This is a genomic window from Oryzomicrobium terrae, from assembly GCF_008274805.1.
Classification (GTDB): Bacteria; Pseudomonadota; Gammaproteobacteria; order Burkholderiales; family Rhodocyclaceae; genus Oryzomicrobium; species Oryzomicrobium terrae.
In genome coordinates this window covers 1,497,722-1,521,443 of sequence record NZ_CP022579.1, presented here as the reverse complement: position 1 = coordinate 1,521,443, position 23,722 = coordinate 1,497,722, and the positions used below count along the sequence as shown (strand labels likewise).

The following is a 23,722-nucleotide window of genomic DNA, read 5'->3' as shown; positions in this document are numbered from 1 at the left end:
GCAAGAAAAGGGAGGGACGGCGCGGCGGCGGGCTCCAAACGGGGCCTCGGCAAAGGTGGCGCCGCGCACAACAGCCGCTATTGTCCGCTTCTGGCCAGCAGATTTCATGTCCGGCTGCGATTATTCCGTCAACGGCGGCGCATCGCTTCGGATCGAGCGGAACGAATCGGGGCCGAGCGGCCCGCTCATCCAGCCCCCCGCCCCGCCGGCAACGCCAGGGGGCCCTGACAAACGCCACGCGCCCGGCGGCGCCACTCCGTTGTGCTTGGAAAGGCGATCATTTCTGGACATCATTTGCCGCCTCGCTTAGCATCGCCGCCCCCTGCTGCCGCACCACCCACCGCCTCGCTCCCCCATGTCTCCCGCCTCCTCCGCCCGCGCCTGCGGCATCGATTTCGGTACTTCGAACTCCACCGTGGGCTGCCTGCGCCCCGGGCAGAGCACGCTCCTGGCGATGGAAGACGGCAAGGCCACCCTTCCCTCCGTGGTGTTCTTCAACGCCGAGGAAGAGGCCACCCGCTTCGGCCGTGCCGGCCTGGCGGATTACCTGGCGGGCTACGAGGGACGCCTGATGCGCTCCCTGAAAAGCCTGCTCGGCAGCCGCCTGATCGACGGCAAGACCGAAGTCCAGGGCCGCGCCCTGCCCTTCCGCGACCTGCTCGGCCAGTTCATCGGCGAACTCAAGCAGCGCGCCGACCGGCAGGCGGGACGGGACTTCGAGCAGGTGGTGCTGGGCCGGCCGGTCTACTTCGTGGACGACGACCCGGCCGCCGACCAGGCGGCCGAAGCCACCCTGGCCGAGATCGCCCACGCCGTCGGCTTCAAGGAAGTGAGCTTTCAGTACGAGCCGATCGCCGCCGCCTTCCATTACGAGACGGAAATCCACCACGAAGAACTGGTGCTGGTGGCCGACATCGGTGGCGGCACCTCCGACTTCTCCCTGATCCGCCTATCGCCGCAGCGGGCCAAGCTGACCGACCGGCGCGACGACCTGCTGGCCAACGGCGGCGTGCACATCGGCGGCACCGATTTCGACCGTCAGCTCAGCCTGGCCTGTGTCATGCCCCTGCTCGGCTACCGCAGCCGATTGAAGACCTCCCGGGAAATGCCCTCCAGCATTTTCTTCAACCTGGCCACCTGGCACACCATCAACTTCGCCTATGCCCGGCCGGTGCTGGCCGAGCAGCAGCGCCTGGCCCTCGACGCGGCGGAGCCGGAAAAGACGGCGCGCCTGATCACCCTGATCGAGGAGCGGGCCGGCCACTGGCTGGCCAACGAGGTCGAACAGGCCAAGATCGCCCTGTCCGACCAGGAGAGCACCGAATTGCAGCTCGACCGGCTGGAGGCCGCGCTGCGCCAGCCGATCAGCCGGGCCGAATTCGATCAGGCCGGGGCACCGCTGGTGGACAAAGTGGAGGCCACCGTCGCCGCCCTGCTGCGCGATGCCGGCGTAACGGCAGAGAGCATCGACACCGTGTTCTTCACCGGCGGCTCCAGCGGCATCCCCCGCCTGCGCCAGCGCATCGCCGCCCTGCTGCCCCAGGCCCGTGCCGTGGAAGGCGACCTGTTCGGCAGCATCGGCGCCGGCCTGGCGGTGGAAGCGGCGCGGCGCTACGGCTAAGCCGGGGCGCCGCCTTGGCCTAACAGCCCGGCAGCACCGCCGGGTCTTACCGGAAGCGCTCCGGGCCTGACGGCAAATCCGCCGCGTCCGGCACGGCGTCGGGCTGTCCTGCGAGCAAGTCCGCCCGGGCCACGGGCCCTCCTGGCGGTGATGAGCCGAATCAACCCCGGCCCCTCTTCTCGTTGTGCGGCAAGCGCCCCGCGCCGGCAGGCATAGGCCCATCACCGGGAATTCTTCGCGCCCAACGCGTTCCAATTGGCAAGAAACAGGTTCTTGGCCTTCGATGCGCGCCAGTAGAACGCGGAGAAGGGTTGGCCGGCGGAAAATCACCTGGCTTCCTCAACGGCCACGGGAAGCACATGCCTGATGCCATGGACGTCTCCCTTGCCGGAGCAGTGCTCGCGCCGTCCGGCACATCCCGGGTAACCGCGACAACGGTTTCCCCCCCGGCAGCCGCCGCCACGACGGCGCCCACGGCCCCGGCCAGCCGTTCGAGCGTCGTGACCCTGTCGCCCCAGGGGCAGTTGGCATCGGCCCTGGGCACCCTGGCCGACACCCTCAAGGCCGCCCAGGCCAACCTGGCCAGCGCCGACCCGGCCGCACTGAACACCACGGCCCAGGACGTGAGCAACGCCTTCAATGCGTTGCTACAGAACATCGGCACCCTGCCAACCCTGCTCGATACCCCGTCGCCCCTTTCCCTGGTTGCGCAATTCCTGCAAAACCTCGATGCGACGGCCCTGACCGATACGAGCGGGGGCACAACGCTGTTCAGCCCGGCCCTGATTCCGGACACCACCGCCACAACCACCAGCGCCCTCGACACCCTGGGCACCCTCACCTCCCCCGAGCTGTTCCAGAGCCTGCTCCAGGCGGCGAACGCCACCGCGCCCGCGCAAACCCAGGCCCTGCTCGCCCAGACCAGCCAAAGCCTGACCACCCAGATCGCGGCCTTCGAGGCCCAGGTGGTCGGCAGCACGCAAACCAGCCCCAGCCTGCTCACGGCCGCCTCCCTGTTGACCACCGACCAGACCACGGCGACCACGCCCCTCACCCTGCTGACCCAGGCCCTGGCCACCGCGACCACCACCACGGCGGTCACCACCCCAAGCACGGCCACCACGCCCATTGCCGCCGCCAACCGTGGGGCGGCGCAGGCGGCGCCGAGCACTGCTGCCAACGATGCGGCAGCAGCCGACCAGCAGGCGTCCCGGGCTGCCCAGGCACTGCAAGCGCTGTTGGCAGATCCGTTTGCCCGGCAACAAAGCCTGGTCAAGGAGCCCCTCTACGCGGCCCTGATCGCCAACACCCACTTGTCCGATTTCGTCCCGGCCGCCGCCAGCCTGAACCCCAACGCCCTGGCCGGGGACGTGCCGGCAGCGGTCTTGCCGACAGCCCGAACCCGCGCCATTGCCTACTACGGCGAGCAGATCGAAGCGGAAGCCCGGGGCGTGGAACGCGCCATCGCCTGAACCACGGCGCGGCGAAGGGCCGCCGTGGATTGCACGGTCCGAGCACAGGCGGGGCTGCGTGGGCGGTGCTCACGGCAAGCGGTGGCATGCCCTCTTCGCCCAGACCCCGGGAGGAATCCGCGGGGGCAGACAACGGGTCACCCAATTCCCCTGGTACGTGCTGCAGCCCCCCGCGGCAAACCCCGCGCCAGTCCTTGTTCTCCGGGCATGTGGCCTGGAGAACAAGGCAGGACGCGGCGTTCCGAGGCCACCATCTGAAACGCCGCGCCCCGCCTGGTGGATCGCTAGGCGGGGCGCCAGGCCTCGGACCATTCCTGCCGCCATTGCCCTGGGCAAGGTGTCCAGTCGGTCCCGGGTGACGGTTTTGTCCGGCGGCGAGACAATGACTCCAGGCTCGCCCCTGCCCTCCGCCACAGCGGAGCGTCGGGCGCCCCCCGACCGGTGCCCCGGTGCATCGGGTAGATGCCCCGCTTGGCAAGCGCTACCTCAGCGCGCCTCGCCGTCTTGCCACGCCTCACGAGAACCTTCCATGGACCTGCACCTCGGCACCCTCTTCCATTGCCTGGCCGACCCGGGTCCCGGCCCCGGAAACCCCACGGCCTGGGAATTCATCCCTCAGGGCGCCCTGGCCGTGGAGGCCGGGCGGGTGGTGGCGCGGGGGCCGGCGACGGTCCTCACTGCCCGCTACCCGGATGCCCGCCGCCACGACTGGGGTGACGACCTGATCGTGCCGGGCTTCGTGGACACCCACATCCACGCCGCCCAGGTGGACGTGATCGCCTCCTACGGCGCCCAACTGCTCGACTGGCTGGAGCGCTACACCTTTCCCGAAGAAGCCTGCTTCGCCGATCCGGCCCACGCCGCCGCGGCTACCGCGTTCTTCTTCGACCAGTTGGCCGCCCACGGCACCACCAGCGCCTGCATCTTTCCCACGGTGCATGAGGGCGCCGCCGAGGCGGTGTTCGCCGAGGCCGCCCGGCGCCGTCTGCGCATCGTCTGCGGCAAGGTCGGCATGGACCGCCTCTGCCCCGAGGCCCTGCGCGACGGCCCCGATCGGGGCCGGGCTGCCACCGAGCGGCTGATCGCCCGCTGGCACGGGCACGATCGGTTGCGCTACATCCTCACGCCTCGCTTCGCCGCCACCTCCACCCCCGAACAGCTGGCCTGGATGGGCCAGTTGCGCCGCGAGGTGCCCGGCCTGGCGGTCCAATCCCACGTGGCGGAAAACCGGGCCGAGGTGGCCTGGGTGCAGGAGCTGTACCCGGAAGCGCGCAGCTACCTGGACGTCTATGAGCGCCACGGCCTGCTCGGCCCAGGCTGTATCTACGCCCACGGCATCTACCTGGACGATGCCGACCGGGCCCGCCTGGCGGCCACCGGCACGGCCCTCGCCTTCTGCCCCTCTTCCAATGAATTCCTCGGCAGCGGCCTGTTCGACCTGACCCGGGCGCGCGAGGCCGGCGTGACTGTAGGCTTGGGCAGCGACGTGGGAGCGGGCCCCGCCTATTCGCTGCTGCGCACCCTGGCCTCGGCCTACGGGGTGTTGCAGTTGCAGGGACAGAGCCTCAGCCCCTGGCGCGGCTTCTACCTGGCCACCCTGGCCGGGGCCCAGGCCTTGGGGCTGGAGGGGCAGATCGGCAACTTCCTGCCCGGCAAGGAGGCCGACTTCGTCATTCTCGACCCCGCTGCCACCCCGGTGCTGGCACGGCGCACCTCCCGGGCCCGGGAACGGGCCGGGGGCGACCTGGCGGCCGCGGCCGGGGAAATCCTCTTCGCCCTGATGCTGCTCGGCGATGATCGGGCGGTACGGGCCACCCACATCCTCGGCGAGACGATCTACCGCCGCCCCTGACGCCCCCAGGCCACGGCGGCAGGAAGGCCGGCGACCATAAAAAAGGGAGCCCGCCGGCTCCCTTTTTTGCTGTCCGCGCCGTCACGGCGGCACGGCGTGGTCAGTCAGGGCGGATCAATCACGGCCACGGCCATGGCCACGACCGTGGTCGCCCCCATTGCCGCGTCCCGGGCCATTGTCCCGATCGCCCCGGTCACCACCTCGGCGGTCGTCGCCCCGCCAGCCATCACCACGGCGATCGTCGCCGCGGCGCTCATCACCGCGCCAGCCATCGCCGCGCCGTTCATAACCACCGGGGCCGCCGTAGTGCTGTTCCCGGTAGCGGGGCACGTAGACATCGTTGTACCAGCGGTCCTGAACGAAATAGACCGGGCGGCCACAGGCCTCGTAACGGCGGCAGTACTTGGCCCAGTTCTTGGCATGGCCCGGGGGCACGCGTAGATAGATCGGCGGCGGCATCACCGGCCCGCGCTGGATGATCATCGGTTGGGGATAAAGCAGTACCGGCGGCGGATAGTCGCCGATGTCGAGGCGCCCGTAGAAGCCGGGCTGGCCGATGCTCACCGACACGCCCACGTCGGCAACCGCCGGGGCCGCGACGGCCACCAGAGCCAGGGCGGAAAGAAAGCGTTTCATTGGGGGTCTCCTCTGTCAGTCGTCTCTATTTGACGCACGAAACGCCATAACGTTGACACAAAGTTTGATGACCCCCGGTAAGGAAGTGCAAGCAAATGCTGACGGACGGCCGCCGCCTGCGTTTCAGCGGCCCACACCCGGCGCGCCATCTACCCGGCACGGCCGGGTGAATGACGGTAGCAGAAGGACGCCCAACGGCGGCGTCGGTCGTGGTTAGCTGCGTGGCAGCCCGGCAATATGGCGCTTAGAGAAGACGCGCCAGCCAGGTATCGATCTGCTCCGCGGACAGGGCGCCGGACTGGCGCGCCACCTCGCGGCCGCCCTGGAACAGGATCAGGGTGGGAATGCTGCGGATGCCGTAGCGTGCCGCCAGGGCCTGGTTGGCTTCGGTGTCAAGCTTGGCAAAACGCACCCCGGGCCGGCGCGCCGCCGCTGCGGCGAAGGCCGGCGCCATGGCCTGGCATGGACCACACCAGGCGGCCCAGAAATCCACCAGAACCGGCAGGTCCGAACGGCCCACGTAGCGGTCGAAGTCGCTCCCGCCGGCCCCCAGGGCAATCGGTGTGGCCGGCAATAGGGAAGCCTTGCACTGGCCGCAGACCGGCCCTTCGCCAACCCGCGCAGCGGCGACCCGGTTAACGGCTCCACAGGCCGGACAGACGGCATGGAGGGAGGAGGACGTGGCGGTGGACATGAAAGGGCTCCGGTCGATCAGGATATGCTGATATATGGAGCCCCGCCGGAGAATTTCAAGCCCCGGGCCTGCCGCCTCAGCCGAACTTCAAGCCCAGCACGCCACCGAGGATGAGGGCCACGCAGAGCAGGCGCAGGGCCGTCGCGGCCTCGCCGAACAGGACGATGCCGAGCAGCACCGTGCCCGCCGCACCCAGGCCGGTCCACACCGCGTAGGCGGTGCCGATCGGCAGGGTGCGGGCCGCCCAGCCGAGCAGCACCACGCTGACGGCCATGGCCAGGAGCGTGGCCAGGGAGGGAATGAGGCGGGTAAAGCCGTCGCTGTACTTGAGGCCGATGGCCCAGGCGATTTCGCACAGTGCGGCGACGATCAGCACCAGCCAAGCGGCAGCGGCGGATAACGGCGGGAGGAAGGACATGGGGAACTCCAGACGGGGCCGTCCCCAAACGAAATTGCGCACCGGGTCGTCCCGGTGGCCGGAGGCGCGACCATTCACGCCTCCGCAGGCAGAGTTGCAGGCAAGCGCCAACCGGGGCACGCCCTGGTGTCATAATACGAGCCAGGTAGGATCAACGCGCATGCCCGGCATGGGCATCGACCAATGCTACCGGAGTGCGGCAAAACACTTCGTGACAGACCGTAGCAAACTTCAACCGGCCTCTCCGCCCAACCCGGCGGGGTGATTCCTAAACCGATACCGCCGCAACCGCTCATGTCACACCACGACACGCCATCGCTCATCCCCGCCGTGACTGCGACCGGGGCTCCGGCACCAGAACTGCCCTGGCGCCCCATCACCGGCATGGCGCTGGTGGTGCTGGTTTGCTGGTTGATGCCGCTGGAAGCGCTGAAGAACGACCATTCCCTTTATCCCCTGGCCCTCCACACCCTGTCGGAAATCTTCGCGGTTGTCGTCGCCGCCCTGGTCTTTGCCGTCGCCTGGAACACCTATGCCCGGGAGCGCCCGAGCAATATCCTGATTCTGGCCTGCGGCTTCCTTGGCGTCGGCCTCCTCGATTTCGGCCACGCCCTTTCCTACCGGGGCATGCCCGACCTGGTCACCCCCGCCTCGGCGGAAAAAGCGATCGACTTCTGGCTCGCGGCGCGCTACCTCTCGGCCGCTACCTTACTTACCGTCGCCCTGCGGCCGTGGACGCCGCTGCAGAAGAGCGCCACCCGCTACCGCCTGCTGGCTGGGGTGCTGGCCGGAACGGCCCTCATCTTCGTGCTGCAGCTGTTCTTCCCTTCGATCTGGCCGCGTACCTTCATCGAAGGCCAGGGACTGACCGCGTTCAAGATCGGAGCTGAACTCGGCGTGATCGCCATGCTCGCCCTGGCCGCTATCCGCTTCCGGCAACTGCATCGCCAAGGCGCCGCTTTCGATGCGGCCAACCTGTTCGCCGCCAGCATGATCGGCATCCTGAGCGAACTCTGCTTCACCCTGTACGCCAGTGTGTACGACCTGTTCAATCTGGTTGGCCATATCTACAAGATCGTCGCCTACCTGTTCATCTACCGGGCCATTTTCGTCGCCAGCGTGCGCGACCCCTACCAACGCCTCAAGGTTGCCGTGGCCAAACGCAAACAGGCCGAGCACAAGATCGAGCACCTTGCCTACCACGACCCGCTCACCGAATTGCCCAACCGCCTGCTGCTCCGTGACCGGCTGGAGCAGGCCATGGTCTGGGCCGACCGGAGTCATACCCGGGTCGCACTGATCTTCATCGATATCGACAATTTCAAGACGATCAACGACTCCCTTGGCCACACCGTTGGCGACGCCCTGCTGAAAAAGCTCGCGACCTGCCTGCAGGGCAGCCTGCGCAGTACCGACACCCTGAGCCGCCAGGGGGGCGACGAGTTCGTGCTGCTGGTTCCCGGACTCAACAGCAGCGAGGATTGCACGCCGATCCTGAGCAAGATCATGAGCGACATTCAGGCGCCCATCGTCATCGACAACACCGAGATCACCACCTCGGCATCGATCGGTATCGCCCTCTACCCTGACGACGGGGCCAATTTCGACACCTTGCTGCAAAAGGCCGATACGGCCATGTACAAGGCCAAGGAGGCCGGGCGCAACGCCTATCGTTTCTTCGATGAAACCATGAACAGCGAGGTCGTCGCCAACCTCAGCCTGCGTAATGGGCTACGCCGGGCCTTGGACAACGACCAGTTCGTGCTCCACTACCAGCCCCAGATCGACCTGGCGAGCGGTACCGTTATCGGTGTCGAGGCCCTGATCCGCTGGCAGCACCCTGAATTGGGATTGATGGCCCCCGGGCGTTTCATCACGGTGGCCGAGGAAAGCGGCCTGATCGTACCCATCGGCGAGTGGGTCATCCAGGAGGCCTGCCGCCAGGCGGCGTGCTGGCAACGGGCAGGACTGCCAAAAATAGTCGTGGCGGTGAACCTATCCGCCATCCAGTTCCGCCGGGGCGACGTGGAGCACACCGTGGTGCGCGCCCTCGACGCCTCCGGCCTGGACCCTCAGTTCCTGGAGCTGGAACTGACCGAGTCGATCCTGCTCCAGGGGACCGACAGCGTGTTCACCACTGTACGGGAATTGAAGAAGCTGGGCGTCAAATTCTCCATCGATGACTTTGGCACCGGCTATTCGAGCCTGTCGTACTTGAAGCGCTTCGCGGTGGACAAGCTCAAGATCGATCAATCCTTCGTCCGCGACCTGACCCACGATTCCGACGACGCCGCCATCATCCGCGCCATTGTCCAGATGGCCCACAGCCTGGGGCTCCGCACCATCGCCGAGGGGGTGGAAAACGAAAACGTTCTGGAGCAACTGCGCGGCTTCGGCTGCAACGAAGCCCAGGGCTACCACTTCGAACGCCCCATGTCGGCGGAGGCCATGAGCGATTATCTGGAGAAAAGCCGCCAGTCCCTGGCCCTAGCCCTGGCCGCAAATAACTGAGCTCGAGGCATGCAGCGGATCCCATGAAAAAAGCCCTTGGTGATCCCAAGGGCTTTTTTCTACAGGAAGGACAGGCGCACGGCAGTACCAAAGAGCGCCGGCCCTAACGCTGAGGCGCCTCTACCTGACCAAACAAAAGAAAAAGCCCTTGAATAATCAAGGGCTTTTTCTCATAACTTGGCGGAGAGGGCGGGACATTCCGCCATAACCAATACAACCCATTGAATAGCTTGAAAAGAGGCTTTCAAAGCAACTGGACGTGTGGTAAAAATGTGTGGTAAATCCATACGCAACAACTGAACCATGTCTTACCTCGAACGCCGCCGAAACCTCTGGTACGCCGTACTGACTATCCCGGAAGATGCACGGGACGCCCTCGGAAAAATCCGCTTTGTTCAATCTCTTGGCACCCCCGACAAACGCAAGGCCGACCAAGAAAAACTCCCTCTGATTGCCAAGTGGAAAGCCATGATTGCCGAAGCGAGGGGCGAGAAAGACGCACTGACCGAAGAGGCGAAACGTTGGCAGCGTCACCTTTCGATGCAGGAAACGTCGGCTCAATCCGGCGAAAGCTTGTACGTGACCGGCCTTGAGGTGTTACGCGATGAACTACGAGAGCGGGCAATCACACTTGAAAACGAAGTGGGTGAGGAAGCAGCCAGCCGTTTCTACGGCATAGCCACTGGCAAAGCCCGTCTCACTTCTGAGCTATTCCCCGAATGGCAAGCGCAGCTTACCCTTGCGGCCAAATCCCAGGATCAGGCGATCAAGGATGTCCAGCTATTGACCAAGCGGTTTGCAACCTTGGAGGAAGTCACCAAGTCTGGCATCAGAAAGTGGATGGATGACATCGCCAAGTCAGGAAAGGGCATTGCCTCCCAAAAGCGTATCCTCAGTTTCTGCCGCAACTACTGGAAGTACCTTCAGTCACATGATGCCGTACCTTCCGACCTTGATCCGTTCCACGGCATACTCACACTCAGCAAGGGCAAGAACGGAAATAATCGGGCAAAAGCCTCGAATCTTCCCTATTCCCCGGCAGAGGTAGTGAAACTCTGGGAGACAGCCAAACAGCGGAGGGTCGGCAGGGCCAAAAACGCCCCATTCGATACCCAATTGGCCGACCTGATCATGCTGGGTGCTTACACTGGCGCGAGAATTGAAGAACTCTGCTCATTGAAGGTTTCCGAAGTTGCGGAAGACTCGTTCAGGATCACGGATTCCAAGACAGAGGCAGGGCACCGAGAGGTTCCAATTCATTCGGCATTGCTGCCTGTCGTTCGGCGATTGGTGAAAGACTCGGGCGATGGCTACCTGCTTTCCGACCTGACCTTCAACAAGTATGGCGACAGGTCAAACGCCATAGGAAAGCGATTCGGGCGACTGAAGGAATCTCTTGGATTTTCCGATGCCTACACGTTCCACTCTCTGCGCTCAACCTTGATTACGCTGTTGGAAAATGCAGGTATTAGCGAGAACCTTGCCGCCGACATCGTTGGACATGAAAAGCCCCGGATTACCTACGGGCTGTACTCTGGCGGCGCAACGCTGGCTGTGAAGAAGGAAGCGATTGAACGAGTAGCCTACCCATTCTCAGACCAATCCGCCTAATATTTCAGCTTCTCCGAACGCTGTATGCCTTCAGGTCTGCGGGAGAAATCTCTTTTGAGGCAACGAGTTGGTAATGCCGTTCTTCAACCACCTTGATGTCCCCATCCTCTACGGTCAGTTCAAACAAGGCGATCTTGTCATCGTGCATGAACTGCGCCGAAACAGCACGACAGATAAGTGACGGAAACTTTGCAGCACAACAAGCAATGTCCTGCTGCGTCTGTACCACGCCATGCTTATCGCCCCCCCCCTTGGCCTGTACAGGAATGACAAACTGACGACCGTACTTATCAACTCCGACGTAGATTTCATCAATCTCGATCTGCCCAATTTCCTTCACCGTGGTTCTCAGGTGATTCTGGAGTGAGTAAGTCGTGATTCCAAGAAAAATGTCGATTAGGCGGTTGTAGCGAACCTTTGCCAGCAGTGCCTGTTCGTCAGACTGGGCATAAGCCGTAATGATTTCCGGGGTTGCATCCGGCACTTTGATAGTAACCAGAGTGGTGCTGGGAACAATCCGGTTGGCACTCGCCAAACGAAAACGGTACTTAGCTCGCCCCGCCCCCTCAATGATCCACTCCAGCCCATCCGGTGCAGTTTTGGTGATGGTAGCGGGCAAATCTTTGCGGTAGCGGAAGGAATACAAGACATCGCCGATATTCTTCGGGAGTTTGATTTCCAGCTTCGTAGCGGTTTCCTCGAACTCTTCGCGTGTGAATTCGAACGTGTTCTTCTTGGTTGAGTAATGATTCGCGAAAATATTCTCAATGATCGCGTCGTAGCGATTCTTCTCTTTCTTAGACACTCGCCGCCTCGCTTTCTTCTTTTTTGTCATAGGATTTCCGTGTCCTCTGCGCAATCACCGAAGGTGGAACACTGAAGTAACTCGCTGCTTTACTCATGTCAAAGCTCAGTAGCTGTTGATCGCAATCATCGAGCGAGACTGTTTCAGATGGCTTCGTTGGCTTAACACCAAGTGCTTTGACTATCTGACCAGCCACAGCCCTTCCAAGTAGTGGAGGAACACTGTTCCCAATCTGCCTGAATCCATGCCACTTGGTAACATGAAAACGGAACCAATCGGGGTAGGAGTGGAGACGAGCCGCTTCTCTTACCGTAATGACACGCGGGTGGTAAGGATGAATTGGGCGAGGTGACGTAAATGCACCTCTTGCACTGTCTGTTCCTGCGCGAAGGGTGTTGCTTACCCCATCCGGGTTCAGCTTGTGGAAACGGCTGACTGGTTCATTTTTGCCGTGCGCAGTTTCAAGAAAACGCTTCCGAGACACCTCAGTATGTTCGGTACGAAGGCTGGACGAAAGAACATGAGGATCGAAATCGCGGGGGTAGCTCAAGTCTTCCGGATCGACATCAAATCCACGCAGTCGCTTGGCGTATTCGCTTTCAGTTTTGAACTTAACGGAAATAGAATCCGTGAGCATTAACTGACTGAAATCATCAGCATTAGGCAAATCTCCAATCGCCTCCTTTACGGTTACCCGACCCGTGGGTAAAGGGTAATCCGGCATAGTTTCACCTTTTCGAGTCCCGATAAGGAAAAGACGGCGACGATCCTGCGGAACACCAAAATCAGCAGCATTCAGTACCTGATATGGCAGCAGGACATCGTATCCCGCTTGAGCGAGTGCTTCGATTAGCTCGGCCAGGAACTGCTTGTGCTTCCCTACTGTAAGTCCCTTAACATTCTCAAAAACGCAGTATTTCGGGCGTAATTCTCGAACCAAGCGAACATAGTGAAACACCAGTTGGTTTCGTGGGTCATCCAGCACCCGCTTTCCGATCATCGAGAATCCTTGGCAAGGTGCCCCACCGAAAACACAGTCGATTTCTTTGTTGCCCAATCCTGCGCGACGACGAATCTCTTCCCCCGTCAGATCAACAACACTCGCGCAGATGGTCGCGCAATCTGGAAAGTTGTATTCGTGAACAGCGCAGTGAATTGGGTCGATTTCAACAGCAGCGGCAACGTCAAATCCAGCCTGTTCAAAACCAAGCGACAACCCGCCCGCCCCCGCGAAGAGATCAATACCAATCGGACGATTATTTTGCTTCGATGAACTCATGCAGCCTTGCCTTCAATACTTCCTGATTTTTCAACTCACACTGCCAGACCACCAGCACACGCCAACCAGCGCGTTCCAGCTTGGCCTGATTCAGCCTATCCCGCTCTCGATTACGCTCGACTTTCGTCCCCCAGAAATCCTCTCTGGTCTTGGGTAACCTTCCATACCTGCACCCTTCATGTCCATGCCAGAAGCAACCTCGCACATCGACAATCCTTCGCCTCCCAACCATCACAATGTCTGGTTTTCCGGGCAATGAAGCGACATGCAGACGGTAACGATACCCCATGCCAAAGATCATTCGTCTCACCACAAGCTCAGGCTTCGTATCTTTTGAGCGAACTTTCGACATGATCTCGCTACGCTTCTGTGCAGTGCGAGTGTCTACCATTCGAATATTGTCCCATAGCAGCACCTGACACGCGATGACCTCCGGAAAATGTCGGTCTGAAAACGCCGCAAAAATCTCAGAGGGGAATCGTTGGAGTGAGACCTGACGACTCCCCCCTCCACCCCCTCGCGCCCCAGAAACCACCTGCGACTTTCTTTCTCTGCCCACAATCTTTGAGCGGACTCATCTGACCGATGAGTGTCTTGGTCGGCGTTGCCCCTGAAGCCCTTTGGGGTGCAGTCCAAAACCGACCCCTTACGGACACCTCGCCCAGACATGTCCGAAACATAGCTTGACAGAATTTTCGGACACATCGAATATACGGACACCGTTTTCGTACACACGAGGTTGTCCATGTCCCGTCTCTTCGCTTACTGCCGAGTCTCCACTACCGATCAGACCACCGACAATCAGGTTCAGGAAATCAAAGCGGCAGGGTTCAGCATTGACCCCAAGAGAATCGTCTCTGAGTGCATCAGTGGCTCTACCCAAGCCTCTGCACGTCCAGCCTTTGCCAAGCTCCTTGATCGACTCGAAGAAGGAGACATCCTTGTTGTCACCAAGCTCGACCGCCTTGGACGTAATGCGATGGATGTCAGGGCAACTGTCGAAGCACTGGCCCAGATCGGTGTCCGGGTTCATTGCCTTGCCTTGGGTGGTGTTGATCTGACAAGTTCAGCAGGGAAGATGACCATGCAGGTTCTCGCCGCTGTTGCCGAGTTTGAACGCGACCTGCTGATCGAACGTACCCAGCAGGGACTCACCAGAGCCAAGGCGGAAGGGAAGCACTGTGGACGCCCTGCTGCTCTGACCGAAGAGCAACGAGCCGAAGTCCTTCAGCGACTCCAACAGGGTGAAGCTGTCGCTGCGCTTGCCCGTGACTTCAACACCAGCCGCCAAACGATCATGCGGATTAGGGAAAGCGAGACTTCCACCACCTGAGCAACACCGCTCAGACGAATGCAAAGGTGCACAAAAGCCGTTTTTTGAAGCCTGGCAACACCAACCCATTACCCAATCAAGAAAACCGCTTGTAGTGAGTTTCGTGCGCCTTGCCGAAGAACCCATCAATCGGCAAACCAATCGTCATTTTATGATATTGGCAACCAACTGATTTTTCAACGATTTTCAATTAAGACACCCCATAGGAAGGAACGCCCTTCCGGGGAACTCGAAGGTGACTCAGGGTCAAGCCCATGAAACCGACGCGCTCCTCTGCCCTTGTCCTTTGGGTCTTCAAGCGTCCATCGCTCCGCGAATCATCATGGGATTCGTTCAATCTGCCGCCAATCGAGGCAGACGAGTAGATGTGGCGAACTTGACGTAGCCGGTGCTGGAGGTGGTGGAACCAGCATCGAGGCAGACCACACGGTAATCCTCGACAACCAGCCTAAGCGCACAGCCGCTTGGGTTTGTGTATGCCGCGGCGTGGTGGATGAGAGGGTGGAGGGGAATCTGAAGATGATCTAGGGTCAATCCCTGATCATCAGCATCTTCAGTATCAACGCTGGTGATACCGATGGTGTCACCGAAGGTTCCCCCAACGTGTGACATCGGAGAGACCAGCATCTTTCCGAGGTGACCCCGCCTCCATGTTCTTCATCCATGAATAACCAAGATGAAGACCCAACACAGGTGATACCGAAGGCCACCCGGTGATGAACCGAGCGTGACCGCTTTGGTGTTCCTGTGCACCTCACCCCGGCCTCCCCAAGGCCATTCCCTTAACCAGCCCGATCCGTAAAGCCCGTGTGTTGCCATGTCAGTTCCCCGTGTAGTGGGGGCTGGTGGCTGACATGGAGGGGCTTCACGCGGGTTTTACCGATAGGAAGACTACACGCATGAACGTGATTACCTTCGCATTTCCATCTGCCGATCACTCCGCAGAATCTCAATCCCCTGTCCGGGCGTTTTCCCGTGATGGCGAACCTTGGCTCATCGCCAAAGATGTTGCTCAAATCCTTGGCTACCGGGATGCGGAAAAGATGGTTCGCAATCTTGATGACGACGAAAAGGATACCCAGATTGTGGGTACCCTTGGCGGCGATCAAGTAGTCCTGATCATCAACGAATCGGGTCTCTACTCTGCCATCCTTAGGAGTCGCCGAAAGGAAGCCAAGCGTTTCAAGAAATGGGTTACATCCACAGTGCTTCCCTCGATCCGTCAGCATGGCGGTTACTTGGCAGGTCAGGAGAGCCTGTCACCAACATTGGTGGCCGCTCTTCACAAGACCATCCGAGAAAATGCTCTCCCTGCTCTTCGCTACTACGACAGGCAGACTGAGCATGATCACTGGAAATCACCAGCCAGAAGCCAAGCGAGTAGCGAATGGGCAATCCAAGAGGCCGCGCTGAAGTTTGATCTCCCTGTATCGCTGATGGAGAAGCTCGTCGATCAGGGCGTCTCCGCTCTGTGTGCCTGAGTCCGTCAGGACGTACAGAGACAGGTGGCAGCATGGCTGATCAACCCGTTACGATTTACACGGATGGTGCCTGTCGAGGCAATCCCGGCCCCGGTGGCTGGGGTGTCACCCTGAGCAGAGGCAAACAGTACAAGGAACGGTACGAGGGAGAACCTGAGACCACAAACAACCGGATGGAACTGACAGCGGTCATCAAGGCACTGCAAGCCCTCAAACGCCCCCTTCCTGCCATCCTCTACACGGACTCCAAGTATCTTGTTCAGGGCATCACCCAATGGCTCCCTAAGTGGAAAGCCAAGGGGTGGCGCAAGGCTGACGGAAAGCCGGTCGAGAACGCCGACCTGTGGAAGGCGCTTGATGAGATGGCCTCAGTCCATGACATTCAGTGGCATTGGGTGCGAGGCCACAATGGGACCCCCGGCAACGAACGCGCTGATGCTCTGGCGAATCTCGGAATCGAGTCAATCCGCGACTGACACAAACAAAGAAGCCCAAAGCTACCCCTCGAAAGGTGGTCTTGGGCTTTTTTCGTAAATCTGGCACGATTTTTGTCATGACACGTGCCTATCTGTCCTTTTTGTCAGACCATCAGGCTGACACTTCGGCAACTTCACGCCGACGCAGCAGACACGCCACAAGGTGAAGCCCCGGCATCCAGAGTTGGAACTCCCTTGCGGCTTCCGTTGTTTTGTTCTCGGTTTGAATCCACCGCTCCCCGCTCTGATGACTCCAGCCCTCAGCGAACACCTCAAGGCGACCCAGGCGGAAAAACACGGGACGATGGATGAAGAGCATAGGCATTACCTCCTTGGTCTTGTTGAAGAGGAAGTAAGCGGAGCCAAGAATTGCTGCAACGGGGGCAAAGGTTGTCAATGTGCAATTACCGGCATCAACTAAGAAACAACGAGTGTGTGGTAAAAGCGTGTGGTAAACGAAAAAAGCCCGACTTCAGCAACCTATTGATTAGGTTTAGAAATCGGGCCTTTCGTAATACTGGCGGAGAGGGCGGGATTCGAACCCGCGGTAGGGTATTACCCTACACACGCTTTCCAGGCGTGCGACTTAAACCACTCATCCACCTCTCCGTGTGGAAGGCGCGCATAGTAGCAAACTTCCGGGATTAGTCAAAGCCTTTTGTCGGGTCTGGTTGTTTTAGCGTTAGCGGCGACGCAGTGCGATATGGGTGCGGATCATGGACGGCACCTCGGTGCGCAAGCGTTCCCCGGGCTGGCTGGAAAGCCAGTTGTGGAACACGCCGGTCGTAAACGAGATGGTGTCCAGGGCCAAGGCTTCCGGGCTCAACCCCTCGCGCAGGGTGCCCTTGTCGCGGGCGCGGGCGTAGGCGATCTCCAGCTTGCCGAGGAACTCCAGGCAGGGGCCATTGACTTCGTGCAGTACGGTGGAAAACTCGTCCACGTATTCGCAACGCAGCGACATAATCTCGAAGGTCTGGCGCAACTCTTCCGACTCTTCCAGGACGCGGAAAAAAGCCAGCATCGATTGCTCGACGGCGTCGAGCGGATCGGCAAAATCCTCGGACAGGACGAGCCGATCGGCGGGTTCGATCAGGGTGTGGGAATGCTCGCGCATGGCCGTGAACAACTCGGCCTTATTGGCGAAGTGCCAATACACTGCACCACGGGTGACCCCGGCCGCCTGGGCGACCTTTTCCAGCGAGGTTCGGCTGACGCCGCTGGCATGAAATACCTGTCGTGCAGCATCAATGATTTGCTGTCGAGTCCGTTCGGCTTCGGCTTTGGTTTTGCGGGCCATGGCTACCTGTATAAATACAAAACGGAAATGCAAAACATGATTTACATACAATCATGACTGTATATAATAGCACCGATTACGCCTCCAACGGAGAATTCCATGCAACACCATAAGAACATGTGGATCGCCCGCCAAACCGTGCGGGCTGGAGTATTGGCAGTCGTAGCGGCCCTCGCGGCCGCCTGTTCCAAGCCCGCCGAAACCGGCGGGCCGGGTGGAGGAATGCCTCCAGGCGGGCTACCGGTCACGGTGCAAGAAGTTCAACCGCAAAATATCCCCAGCGCTCTGGAACTGATGGCCCAGACCGAAGGCGCCAAGGAAACCGAGGTGCGTGCCCGGGTGGGTGGCATCCTGCTCAAGCGCCTCTATCAGGAAGGCGCGCCGGTCAAGGCCGGTCAGCCCCTTTTCCAGATCGACCCGGCTCCTTATGAGATCGCCTTGGCCGAAGCCAAGGCCAAGGCCGACCAGACAGCTCGGGAAGAAGCCCGCTTGAAAGGCCTGATCGCCCAGCAGGCCGTCAGCCAAAAGGAATACGACGACGCTGTCTCTAATAACGCCATTGCCCAGGCTGCCCTGCGCCAGGCCCAGCTGAATCTGTCGTGGACCACCGTCACCGCCCCCGTGTCCGGTGTTTCCGGCCGGGCCGTGAAGTCTGAAGGCAACCTGATCAATACCTCCGATGCCAGCCTGCTTACCTCGGTGTATCAGTCCAATCCGATGTGGGTGCGTTTCGGTCTGTCCGAATCCGACACGGCCTCCCTGCCCGGCGGCCAGATCAAACCCGGCATGGTCAGCGGCGTCGAGCTGATCCTGCCGGACGGCAGCGTCTATCCGAAGCCGGGCAAGATCAACTTCCTCGCCTCCACCATCGACCCCACCCTGGGCACTCAACAGCTGCGCGCCGAGTTCGACAACGCCGACGGCAAGCTGCTGCCCGGCCAGTTTGTGCGCGTGCGCCTGCTCACCGGCAATCGGGAAGGCGTCTTCCTGGTGCCCCAGGCTGCTGTGCTGCAGACCGAACAGGCCCGCCTGGTAATGGTGGTGGATGCGGAAAGCAAGGTCGCTCCCCGCCCTGTGCAGACCGCCGAATGGCGCGGTAAAGATTGGGTCATCACCGGCGGCCTCAAGGCCGGCGACAAGGTCATTGTGGACAACCTGATGAAGGCCCGCCCCGGCACCCCGGTGGCCCCCCACGGTCCCCAGGCAGCGCCTGGCGCCGCGCCGGCCCAGGGCCAGCCCGCCGCCAAGCCGGCCGAAGCCCCTGCTGCAACCGACAAGGCTGCCGCCGACGGCGCCAAGGCGTCCGCCCAGCCTGCCGCTCAAGGCAAGCAGTAAGCTGCGCCAGAAAGGGAAGCACCCCTACCATGTCACGCTTTTTCATTAATCGACCGATCTTCGCATCGGTCATCTCGATCATCATCGTCATTGCCGGGATCATGGCGGCCCGGGGGCTACCGATCGCCCAATACCCGGAAATCGCTCCGCCGACGGTGATCATTTCCGCCTCCTACCCCGGCGCTTCCGCCGAGACCCTGACCAAGACCGTGGCCGGCCCCATCGAGGAGCAGCTGTCCGGGATTGAAAACCTGATGTATTTCAATTCCACGGCCTCCTCCAACGGCACCCTCACCATCACCGCCAATTTCGAGGTTGGAACCAACATCGACATGGCCACGGTGAACGTGAATAACCGGGTCAAGATCGCCGAGCCTCGCCTGCCGGACGTGGTGCGCCAGTTCGGCGTGACCGTGGCCAAGCGCTCCAACGACATCCTGCTGGTGGCCACCGTCACCTCGCCGGACAACAGCCGCACCCCGCTCTTTCTGTCCAACTACGCCCTGGTCAACATTCTCGATGACCTGAAGCGCATTCCCGGCGTGGGCGATGCTCAGATCTTCGGCGCCTTGGACTACTCGATGCGGATTTGGCTGAAGCCGGACCGCATGGCCCAACTGGGGGTGACCACTACCGAGATCGCCAACGCCATCAGCGCGCAGAACAAGCAGAACGCTGCCGGCAAGATCGGTCAGGAACCGGCTCCCAACGGCCAACAGTTGGTCTATACCGTCACCGCCAAGGGTCGCCTCAACTCCCCCGAGGAATTCGGCAATATCGTCGTGCGCGCCGATGGCCCCAAGGGCGCCCTGTACCTGAAGGACGTGGCCCGGGTCGAGCTGGGCGCCCAGAACTACGATGCCAGCACCACCCTGCTGGGCAAGCCCGTGGTCGGCGTCGGCATCTTCCTGCAATCCGGCGCCAACGCGCTGGAGGTGGCCGACAAAGTGAAGAAACGCATGGAGGAACTGAAGCAGAAGTTCCCCAGCGGCATGGATTACGTCATCCCCTTCGACACCACCAAGTTCGTCCAGGCCTCGATCAGTGAAGTGGTGCACACCCTGGTCGAAGCCCTGGTGCTGGTGGCTGCGGTGGTCTTCCTCTTCCTGCAGAACTGGCGCGCCACCGTCATTCCCCTAGTGGCCGTGCCCGTTTCCCTGATCGGCACCTTCGCCGGCCTGTGGCTGTTCGGTTTCTCGATCAACACCCTGACCCTGTTCGCCATGGTGCTGGCCATCGGTATCGTGGTGGACGACGCCATCGTGGTGCTGGAGAACGTCGAACGCCTGATGTGGGAAGAAAAGATGGCGCCCAAGGAGGCGGCCATCGAAGCCATGCGCGAGGTGTCCGGCGCGGTGGTGGCCATCGTCCTGGTGCTGTGCGCGGTGTTCATCCCGGTGGCCTTCCTCGGCGGCATCGCCGGCAAGCTGTACCAGCAGTTTGCCGTGACGGTGGCCATCTCGGTGACCATCTCGGGGGTCGTCGCCCTGACCCTGACCCCGGCCCTGTGTGCCCTGCTGCTCAAGGAAAAGCACGAGGAGCCGGCGATCTTCAGACCCTTCAACCGTCTGTTCGAGCGCTTCACCAAGTCCTACACCAACACGGTGCACAAGACCCTGCACCACCGCATCATCGGTACCGTCGCCTGCGTCATCATCCTGGGGGGCTCGATCTTCATGTTCCGCGCGGTCCCCGGCGGCTTCGTGCCGGCCGAAGACCAGGGCTACCTGATCAGCGCCCTGATGCTGCCCGACGGCGCCAGCCTGCAGCGCACCCGGACCACCGGCGAGCAGTTCCAGTCGATGATCAAGCAGGACGAAGCGGTGGACAAAGTCTTCGTCATTGCCGGTAACGACATCATCGGCGGCGGCATGAAGCCCAATGCCGGTACCGTGTTCATCCCGCTCAAGGACTGGAAGGAACGGACCGGCGTGGCCGACGACCTGGCCAAGAAATTCACCGGCATGGGCATGATGCTGCCGGACGGCCTGGGCATCGTCTTCAACCCGCCCGCCATCCGCGGCCTGGGCGCCGCCGGCGGCTTCGAGGCCTACATCCAGGCCCGGGGCGAGGCCGACCCGCAGAAACTGGCCGGCGTCATCCAGCAGTTCATGGATGGCCTGAAGAAGCGGCCGGAATTGGTGGGCATCAACACCTTCTTCCGCCCCACCTCGCCCCAGCTCTACGTCGAAGTGAACGAGGCCAAGGCCATCTCGATGGGTATTCCGGTCAGCGACGTCTACCAGACCCTGCAGGCTTCCATCGGTACGCTCTACGTCAACGACTTCAACCTCAACGGCCGCACCTACCGGGTCCAGCTTCAGTCCGACGCCGCCTACCGGGCCAAGCCGGAAGATCTGGGCAAGGTCTACGTACGCTCCAGCAGCGGCGCCGCGGTGCCCATCTCGGCCCTGATCAAGGTCAAGTCGATCGTTGGTCCGGAGCAGCTGGAACGCTTCAACGGCTTCCTCGCCGCCAAGGTGATGGGCAACTCCATCCCCAAGGTCAGTACCGGCGACGCGATCAAGATCGTTGAGGAAGTGGCCAAGGAAACCCTGCCGGCCGGCTACGAGCTGGCCTGGACCGGCCAAGCCTTCCAGGAAAAGCGCACCGGCACCACCTCCGCCGTGGCCTTCGGCTTCGGCATCATCATGGTGTTCCTGATCCTGGCGGCCCAGTACGAGAAGTGGACCCTGCCCCTGGCGGTGATCATGGCCGTGCCCTTCGCCCTGTTCGGCGCCCTGGCGGCGGTGATGATCCGCGGCATGCCCAACGACATCTACTTCCAGATTGGCCTGGTGGTACTGATCGGTCTGGCAGCCAAGAACGCGATCCTGATCGTGGAATTCGCCGCCCAGAAACGTGCCGAGGGCATGGGTGTGCTCGAAGCGGCCCAGGAAGGCGCCCGTCTGCGCTTCCGCCCCATCGTCATGACCTCCATGGCCTTCATCCTCGGCGTGTTCCCCCTGGTCAAGGCCAGCGGGGCCGGCGCCGCAGCGCGCAAATCCATGGGTACCGGCGTGTTTGGCGGGATGCTGGCGGCGACCTTCATCGCCACCATCTTCATCCCGATGTTCTTCAGCTGGCTGTCCCGGGGCAAGATGCGCCGCCCCACCGGCCACCACCCCCATCATCAGCTGGAACCTGCGACCGGTGCACCGGCTCAGGCCAGCGACAAGGAGGGCCAGTAATGCAACGCCCTGAACTGAAAACCCTGGCTGCCGCCCTCTCCGCCGCCCTGCTGCTGGCAGGGTGTGCCGTGGGGCCCGACTACCAACGTCCCGACACGGCCCTGCCCGAGCGCTTCGCCCAGGCGGAGGCCACCGCCCAGGCCAGCGCCACGGCGGTGGACAAGGAGTGGTGGACCCTGTTCCAGGATGCGACCCTCAATAATCTGGTGGCGCAGGCTCGCGCCTACAACACCGACCTGCTGCTGGCGGTGGCGCGCCTCGAAGAGGCCGACGGTCTGGTACGGGAGGCCAACTCGGCCTTCTTCCCCGAGATCAGCGCACAAGGCGCCAGTTCCCGTTCGCGCATCAGCTCGGTGACCGCCACGCCGCTGCCTGCCTCGGTGGACCCGGTCCGGGTCAACCACCGGGCAGTGCTCGCCACCTCCTTCGAACTCGACCTGTGGGGCAAACTGCGCCGCGCCAGCGAGGCAGCCCGGGCCCAGGCGCTGGCCAGTCGTTACAACCGTGACACGGTGGAGCTGACCCTGGCCGGCCAAGTAACCCAGGCCTACTTCACCCTGCGCGCCTACGATGCCCAGTTGGTGGCGGCCCAGGAAAGCCTGAAGAGCCGGGAAGAGGCCCTGACCATCGCCCAGAACCGCCAGCGCGGCGGCCTGGCCTCGGCCCTGGACGTGCAGCAGGCGGAAACCAACCGGGCCACCCTGCTGGCCCAGACCTCCACCCTGCGTCGCCAGCGGGCCCTGACCCTCAACCAACTGGCCCTGCTCACCGGTCGCCCCGACCTGACCGTGGCGGCGGGCGATCTGCGCACCCTGCCCCTGCCGCCGGTACCGCCGGCGGGCCTGCCCTCCACCCTGCTGGAGGCCCGTCCCGACCTGCGTCAGGCCGAAGAGCTGCTGGTGTCGGCCAACGCCCAGATCGGGGTGGCCAAGGCCGCCCTGTTCCCGACCATTTCGCTCACCGGCAACCTGGGCAGCGAAAGCCAATCCCTGTCCAGCCTGTTCACCTCCCCGGCCAGTGTCTGGTCCTACGGTGCCGGGCTGACCATGCCGATCTTCGCCGCCGGCAAGTACGTTTCCCGACTTGACCAGGCCACGGCGCGGCAGAAGCAGGCCGTGGCGACCTACCAGAAGGCAGTGCAGACCGCATTCAAGGAGGTCAACGACGCGCTGGTCTCGGTACGCGAGGCTGGCGAAGGCGAAGCCGCCCAGCAGACCCGGGCCGACGCGGCCCAAAAGACCCTGGAACTGGCCCAGCTGCGCTACAAGTCGGGCTACTCGCCCTTCCTGGAAGTGCTCGATGCCCAGCGCACCGCCAACGACGCCCAGATGGACCTGATCTCGGCCCGCCAGACGCGCCTGAGCGCCACGGTGGACCTGTTCAAGTCCCTCGGCGGCGGCTGGCAGGACAGCAGCCCGCGCAACGCCCCGGTGGCGGCCAATGCCGCTGCGCCAGGCCAGCCGGCCAACTGAGCATCATCGCAGCAACGAAAAGCCCCGCCCTGACCCGGCGGGGCTTTTTCATGGGCGGACAATACGCCTGAGGGGAAGCATGGCGGCCGTGGTGTGGCGAGTGGCCGCAGGAGGGGCTCCGCCCCGGCGAACCGCCGCACGCCCCGAGCAAGACAAAATCACGGTAAGCGCCGAGACTGGGCACCGCCGGCGCGGATGGTGGGTCGCCATGGGCTCTGATGCGGCCCGGATGGGGCCG

Annotated in this window: 19 protein-coding genes and 1 tRNA gene; 11 read left to right on the top strand and 9 right to left on the bottom strand. The window is 62.3% G+C overall.

What is annotated here, in order from left to right; genetic code table 11:
* The first annotated feature begins 355 nt into the window (after window positions 1-355).
* From OTERR_RS07050 to guaD, 3 genes are all read left to right on the top strand, one after another.
* Window positions 356-1,621 carry an Hsp70 family protein gene (locus OTERR_RS07050; protein WP_149425279.1) on the top strand — a complete coding sequence of 422 codons (1,266 nt, stop codon included), beginning with the start codon at window positions 356-358 and terminating at the stop codon, window positions 1,619-1,621.
* Between the two features lie 359 nt (window positions 1,622-1,980).
* Window positions 1,981-3,093 (top strand): hypothetical protein, encoded by a 1,113-nt coding sequence (locus OTERR_RS07045; protein WP_149425278.1) that lies wholly within the window; start codon window positions 1,981-1,983, stop codon window positions 3,091-3,093.
* Window positions 3,094-3,622: 529 nt separating this feature from the next.
* Window positions 3,623-4,945, top strand: a complete 1,323-nt coding sequence (gene guaD / locus OTERR_RS07040; protein WP_149425277.1) for a guanine deaminase — start codon at window positions 3,623-3,625, stop codon at window positions 4,943-4,945.
* A 114-nt stretch (window positions 4,946-5,059) separates the two neighbouring features.
* Here guaD and OTERR_RS07035 read toward each other — a convergent pair whose 3' ends face one another.
* The 3 genes from OTERR_RS07035 to sugE all read right to left on the bottom strand — a co-directional run bounded on the left by OTERR_RS07035 (window position 5,060) and on the right by sugE (window position 6,693).
* The gene (locus tag OTERR_RS07035; RefSeq protein ID WP_054620607.1) at window positions 5,060-5,581 is read right to left on the bottom strand and encodes a hypothetical protein; all 522 of its coding nucleotides are present in this window, start codon (window positions 5,579-5,581) and stop codon (window positions 5,060-5,062) included.
* 244 nt (window positions 5,582-5,825) lie between these two features.
* A complete protein-coding gene (gene trxC, locus OTERR_RS07030; RefSeq protein WP_054620606.1) occupies window positions 5,826-6,275 on the bottom strand; it encodes a thioredoxin TrxC in 450 nt (149 codons plus the stop codon).
* Between the two features lie 76 nt (window positions 6,276-6,351).
* Entirely contained in the window at window positions 6,352-6,693 is a 342-nt protein-coding gene (gene sugE / locus OTERR_RS07025; protein ID WP_054620605.1) for a quaternary ammonium compound efflux SMR transporter SugE, read from the bottom strand.
* 294 nt (window positions 6,694-6,987) lie between these two features.
* On the opposite strand from sugE, the gene OTERR_RS07020 reads away from it, so the two are divergent.
* Both OTERR_RS07020 and OTERR_RS07015 read left to right on the top strand, forming a co-directional pair.
* Window positions 6,988-9,204: a putative bifunctional diguanylate cyclase/phosphodiesterase gene (locus OTERR_RS07020; protein WP_149425276.1), complete on the top strand. Its 2,217-nt coding sequence runs from the start codon at window positions 6,988-6,990 to the stop codon at window positions 9,202-9,204.
* Window positions 9,205-9,507: 303 nt separating this feature from the next.
* On the top strand, window positions 9,508-10,815 hold the full coding sequence (locus OTERR_RS07015) for a tyrosine-type recombinase/integrase (RefSeq protein WP_149425275.1): 1,308 nt from the start codon (window positions 9,508-9,510) through the stop codon (window positions 10,813-10,815).
* 4 nt (window positions 10,816-10,819) lie between these two features.
* On the opposite strand, the gene OTERR_RS07010 is transcribed toward OTERR_RS07015, so the two are convergent.
* Genes OTERR_RS07010 through OTERR_RS07000 form a run of 3 tightly spaced genes read right to left on the bottom strand, consistent with a single transcriptional unit; the run spans window position 10,820 to window position 13,251 of the window.
* Window positions 10,820-11,650 carry an endonuclease gene (locus OTERR_RS07010; protein ID WP_149425274.1) on the bottom strand — a complete coding sequence of 277 codons (831 nt, stop codon included), beginning with the start codon at window positions 11,648-11,650 and terminating at the stop codon, window positions 10,820-10,822.
* Window positions 11,613-12,899: a DNA cytosine methyltransferase gene (locus tag OTERR_RS07005; protein WP_149425273.1), complete on the bottom strand. Its 1,287-nt coding sequence runs from the start codon at window positions 12,897-12,899 to the stop codon at window positions 11,613-11,615. Before OTERR_RS07005 ends, OTERR_RS07010 begins: the two co-directional genes overlap by 38 nt.
* A complete protein-coding gene (locus tag OTERR_RS07000) occupies window positions 12,877-13,251 on the bottom strand; it encodes a very short patch repair endonuclease (RefSeq protein ID WP_223116016.1) in 375 nt (124 codons plus the stop codon). Before OTERR_RS07000 ends, OTERR_RS07005 begins: the two co-directional genes overlap by 23 nt.
* 393 nt (window positions 13,252-13,644) lie before the next feature.
* On the opposite strand from OTERR_RS07000, the gene OTERR_RS06995 reads away from it, so the two are divergent.
* From OTERR_RS06995 to rnhA, 3 genes are all read left to right on the top strand, one after another.
* Entirely contained in the window at window positions 13,645-14,232 is a 588-nt protein-coding gene (locus OTERR_RS06995) for a recombinase family protein (RefSeq protein WP_149425271.1), read from the top strand.
* 899 nt (window positions 14,233-15,131) lie between these two features.
* A complete protein-coding gene (locus tag OTERR_RS06990) occupies window positions 15,132-15,713 on the top strand; it encodes a BRO-N domain-containing protein (protein ID WP_149425270.1) in 582 nt (193 codons plus the stop codon).
* Window positions 15,714-15,745: 32 nt separating this feature from the next.
* Complete coding sequence (rnhA, locus tag OTERR_RS06985; protein WP_149425269.1) at window positions 15,746-16,189, top strand: ribonuclease HI; 444 nt, start codon at window positions 15,746-15,748, stop codon at window positions 16,187-16,189.
* A gap of 112 nt (window positions 16,190-16,301) precedes the next feature.
* Here rnhA and OTERR_RS06980 read toward each other — a convergent pair whose 3' ends face one another.
* From OTERR_RS06980 to OTERR_RS06970, 3 genes are all read right to left on the bottom strand, one after another.
* Window positions 16,302-16,508, bottom strand: coding sequence for a hypothetical protein (locus OTERR_RS06980; protein WP_149425268.1), 207 nt, complete (start codon window positions 16,506-16,508; stop codon window positions 16,302-16,304).
* Between the two features lie 199 nt (window positions 16,509-16,707).
* Window positions 16,708-16,798 (bottom strand) — tRNA-Ser (locus OTERR_RS06975).
* A 73-nt stretch (window positions 16,799-16,871) separates the two neighbouring features.
* Complete coding sequence (locus tag OTERR_RS06970; RefSeq protein WP_054620597.1) at window positions 16,872-17,486, bottom strand: TetR family transcriptional regulator; 615 nt, start codon at window positions 17,484-17,486, stop codon at window positions 16,872-16,874.
* Window positions 17,487-17,780: 294 nt separating this feature from the next.
* Here OTERR_RS06970 and OTERR_RS06965 point away from each other — a divergent pair, with 294 nt between their 5' ends.
* The 3 genes from OTERR_RS06965 to OTERR_RS06955 are packed head-to-tail and all read left to right on the top strand — an operon-like array spanning window position 17,781 to window position 23,484.
* The gene (locus OTERR_RS06965; protein WP_246154383.1) at window positions 17,781-18,821 is read left to right on the top strand and encodes an efflux RND transporter periplasmic adaptor subunit; all 1,041 of its coding nucleotides are present in this window, start codon (window positions 17,781-17,783) and stop codon (window positions 18,819-18,821) included.
* Window positions 18,822-18,850: 29 nt separating this feature from the next.
* On the top strand, window positions 18,851-22,012 hold the full coding sequence (locus tag OTERR_RS06960) for an efflux RND transporter permease subunit (RefSeq protein ID WP_054620595.1): 3,162 nt from the start codon (window positions 18,851-18,853) through the stop codon (window positions 22,010-22,012).
* A complete protein-coding gene (locus OTERR_RS06955; RefSeq protein ID WP_149425266.1) occupies window positions 22,012-23,484 on the top strand; it encodes an efflux transporter outer membrane subunit in 1,473 nt (490 codons plus the stop codon). Before OTERR_RS06960 ends, OTERR_RS06955 begins: the two co-directional genes overlap by 1 nt.
* Window positions 23,485-23,722: the final 238 nt, after the last annotated feature.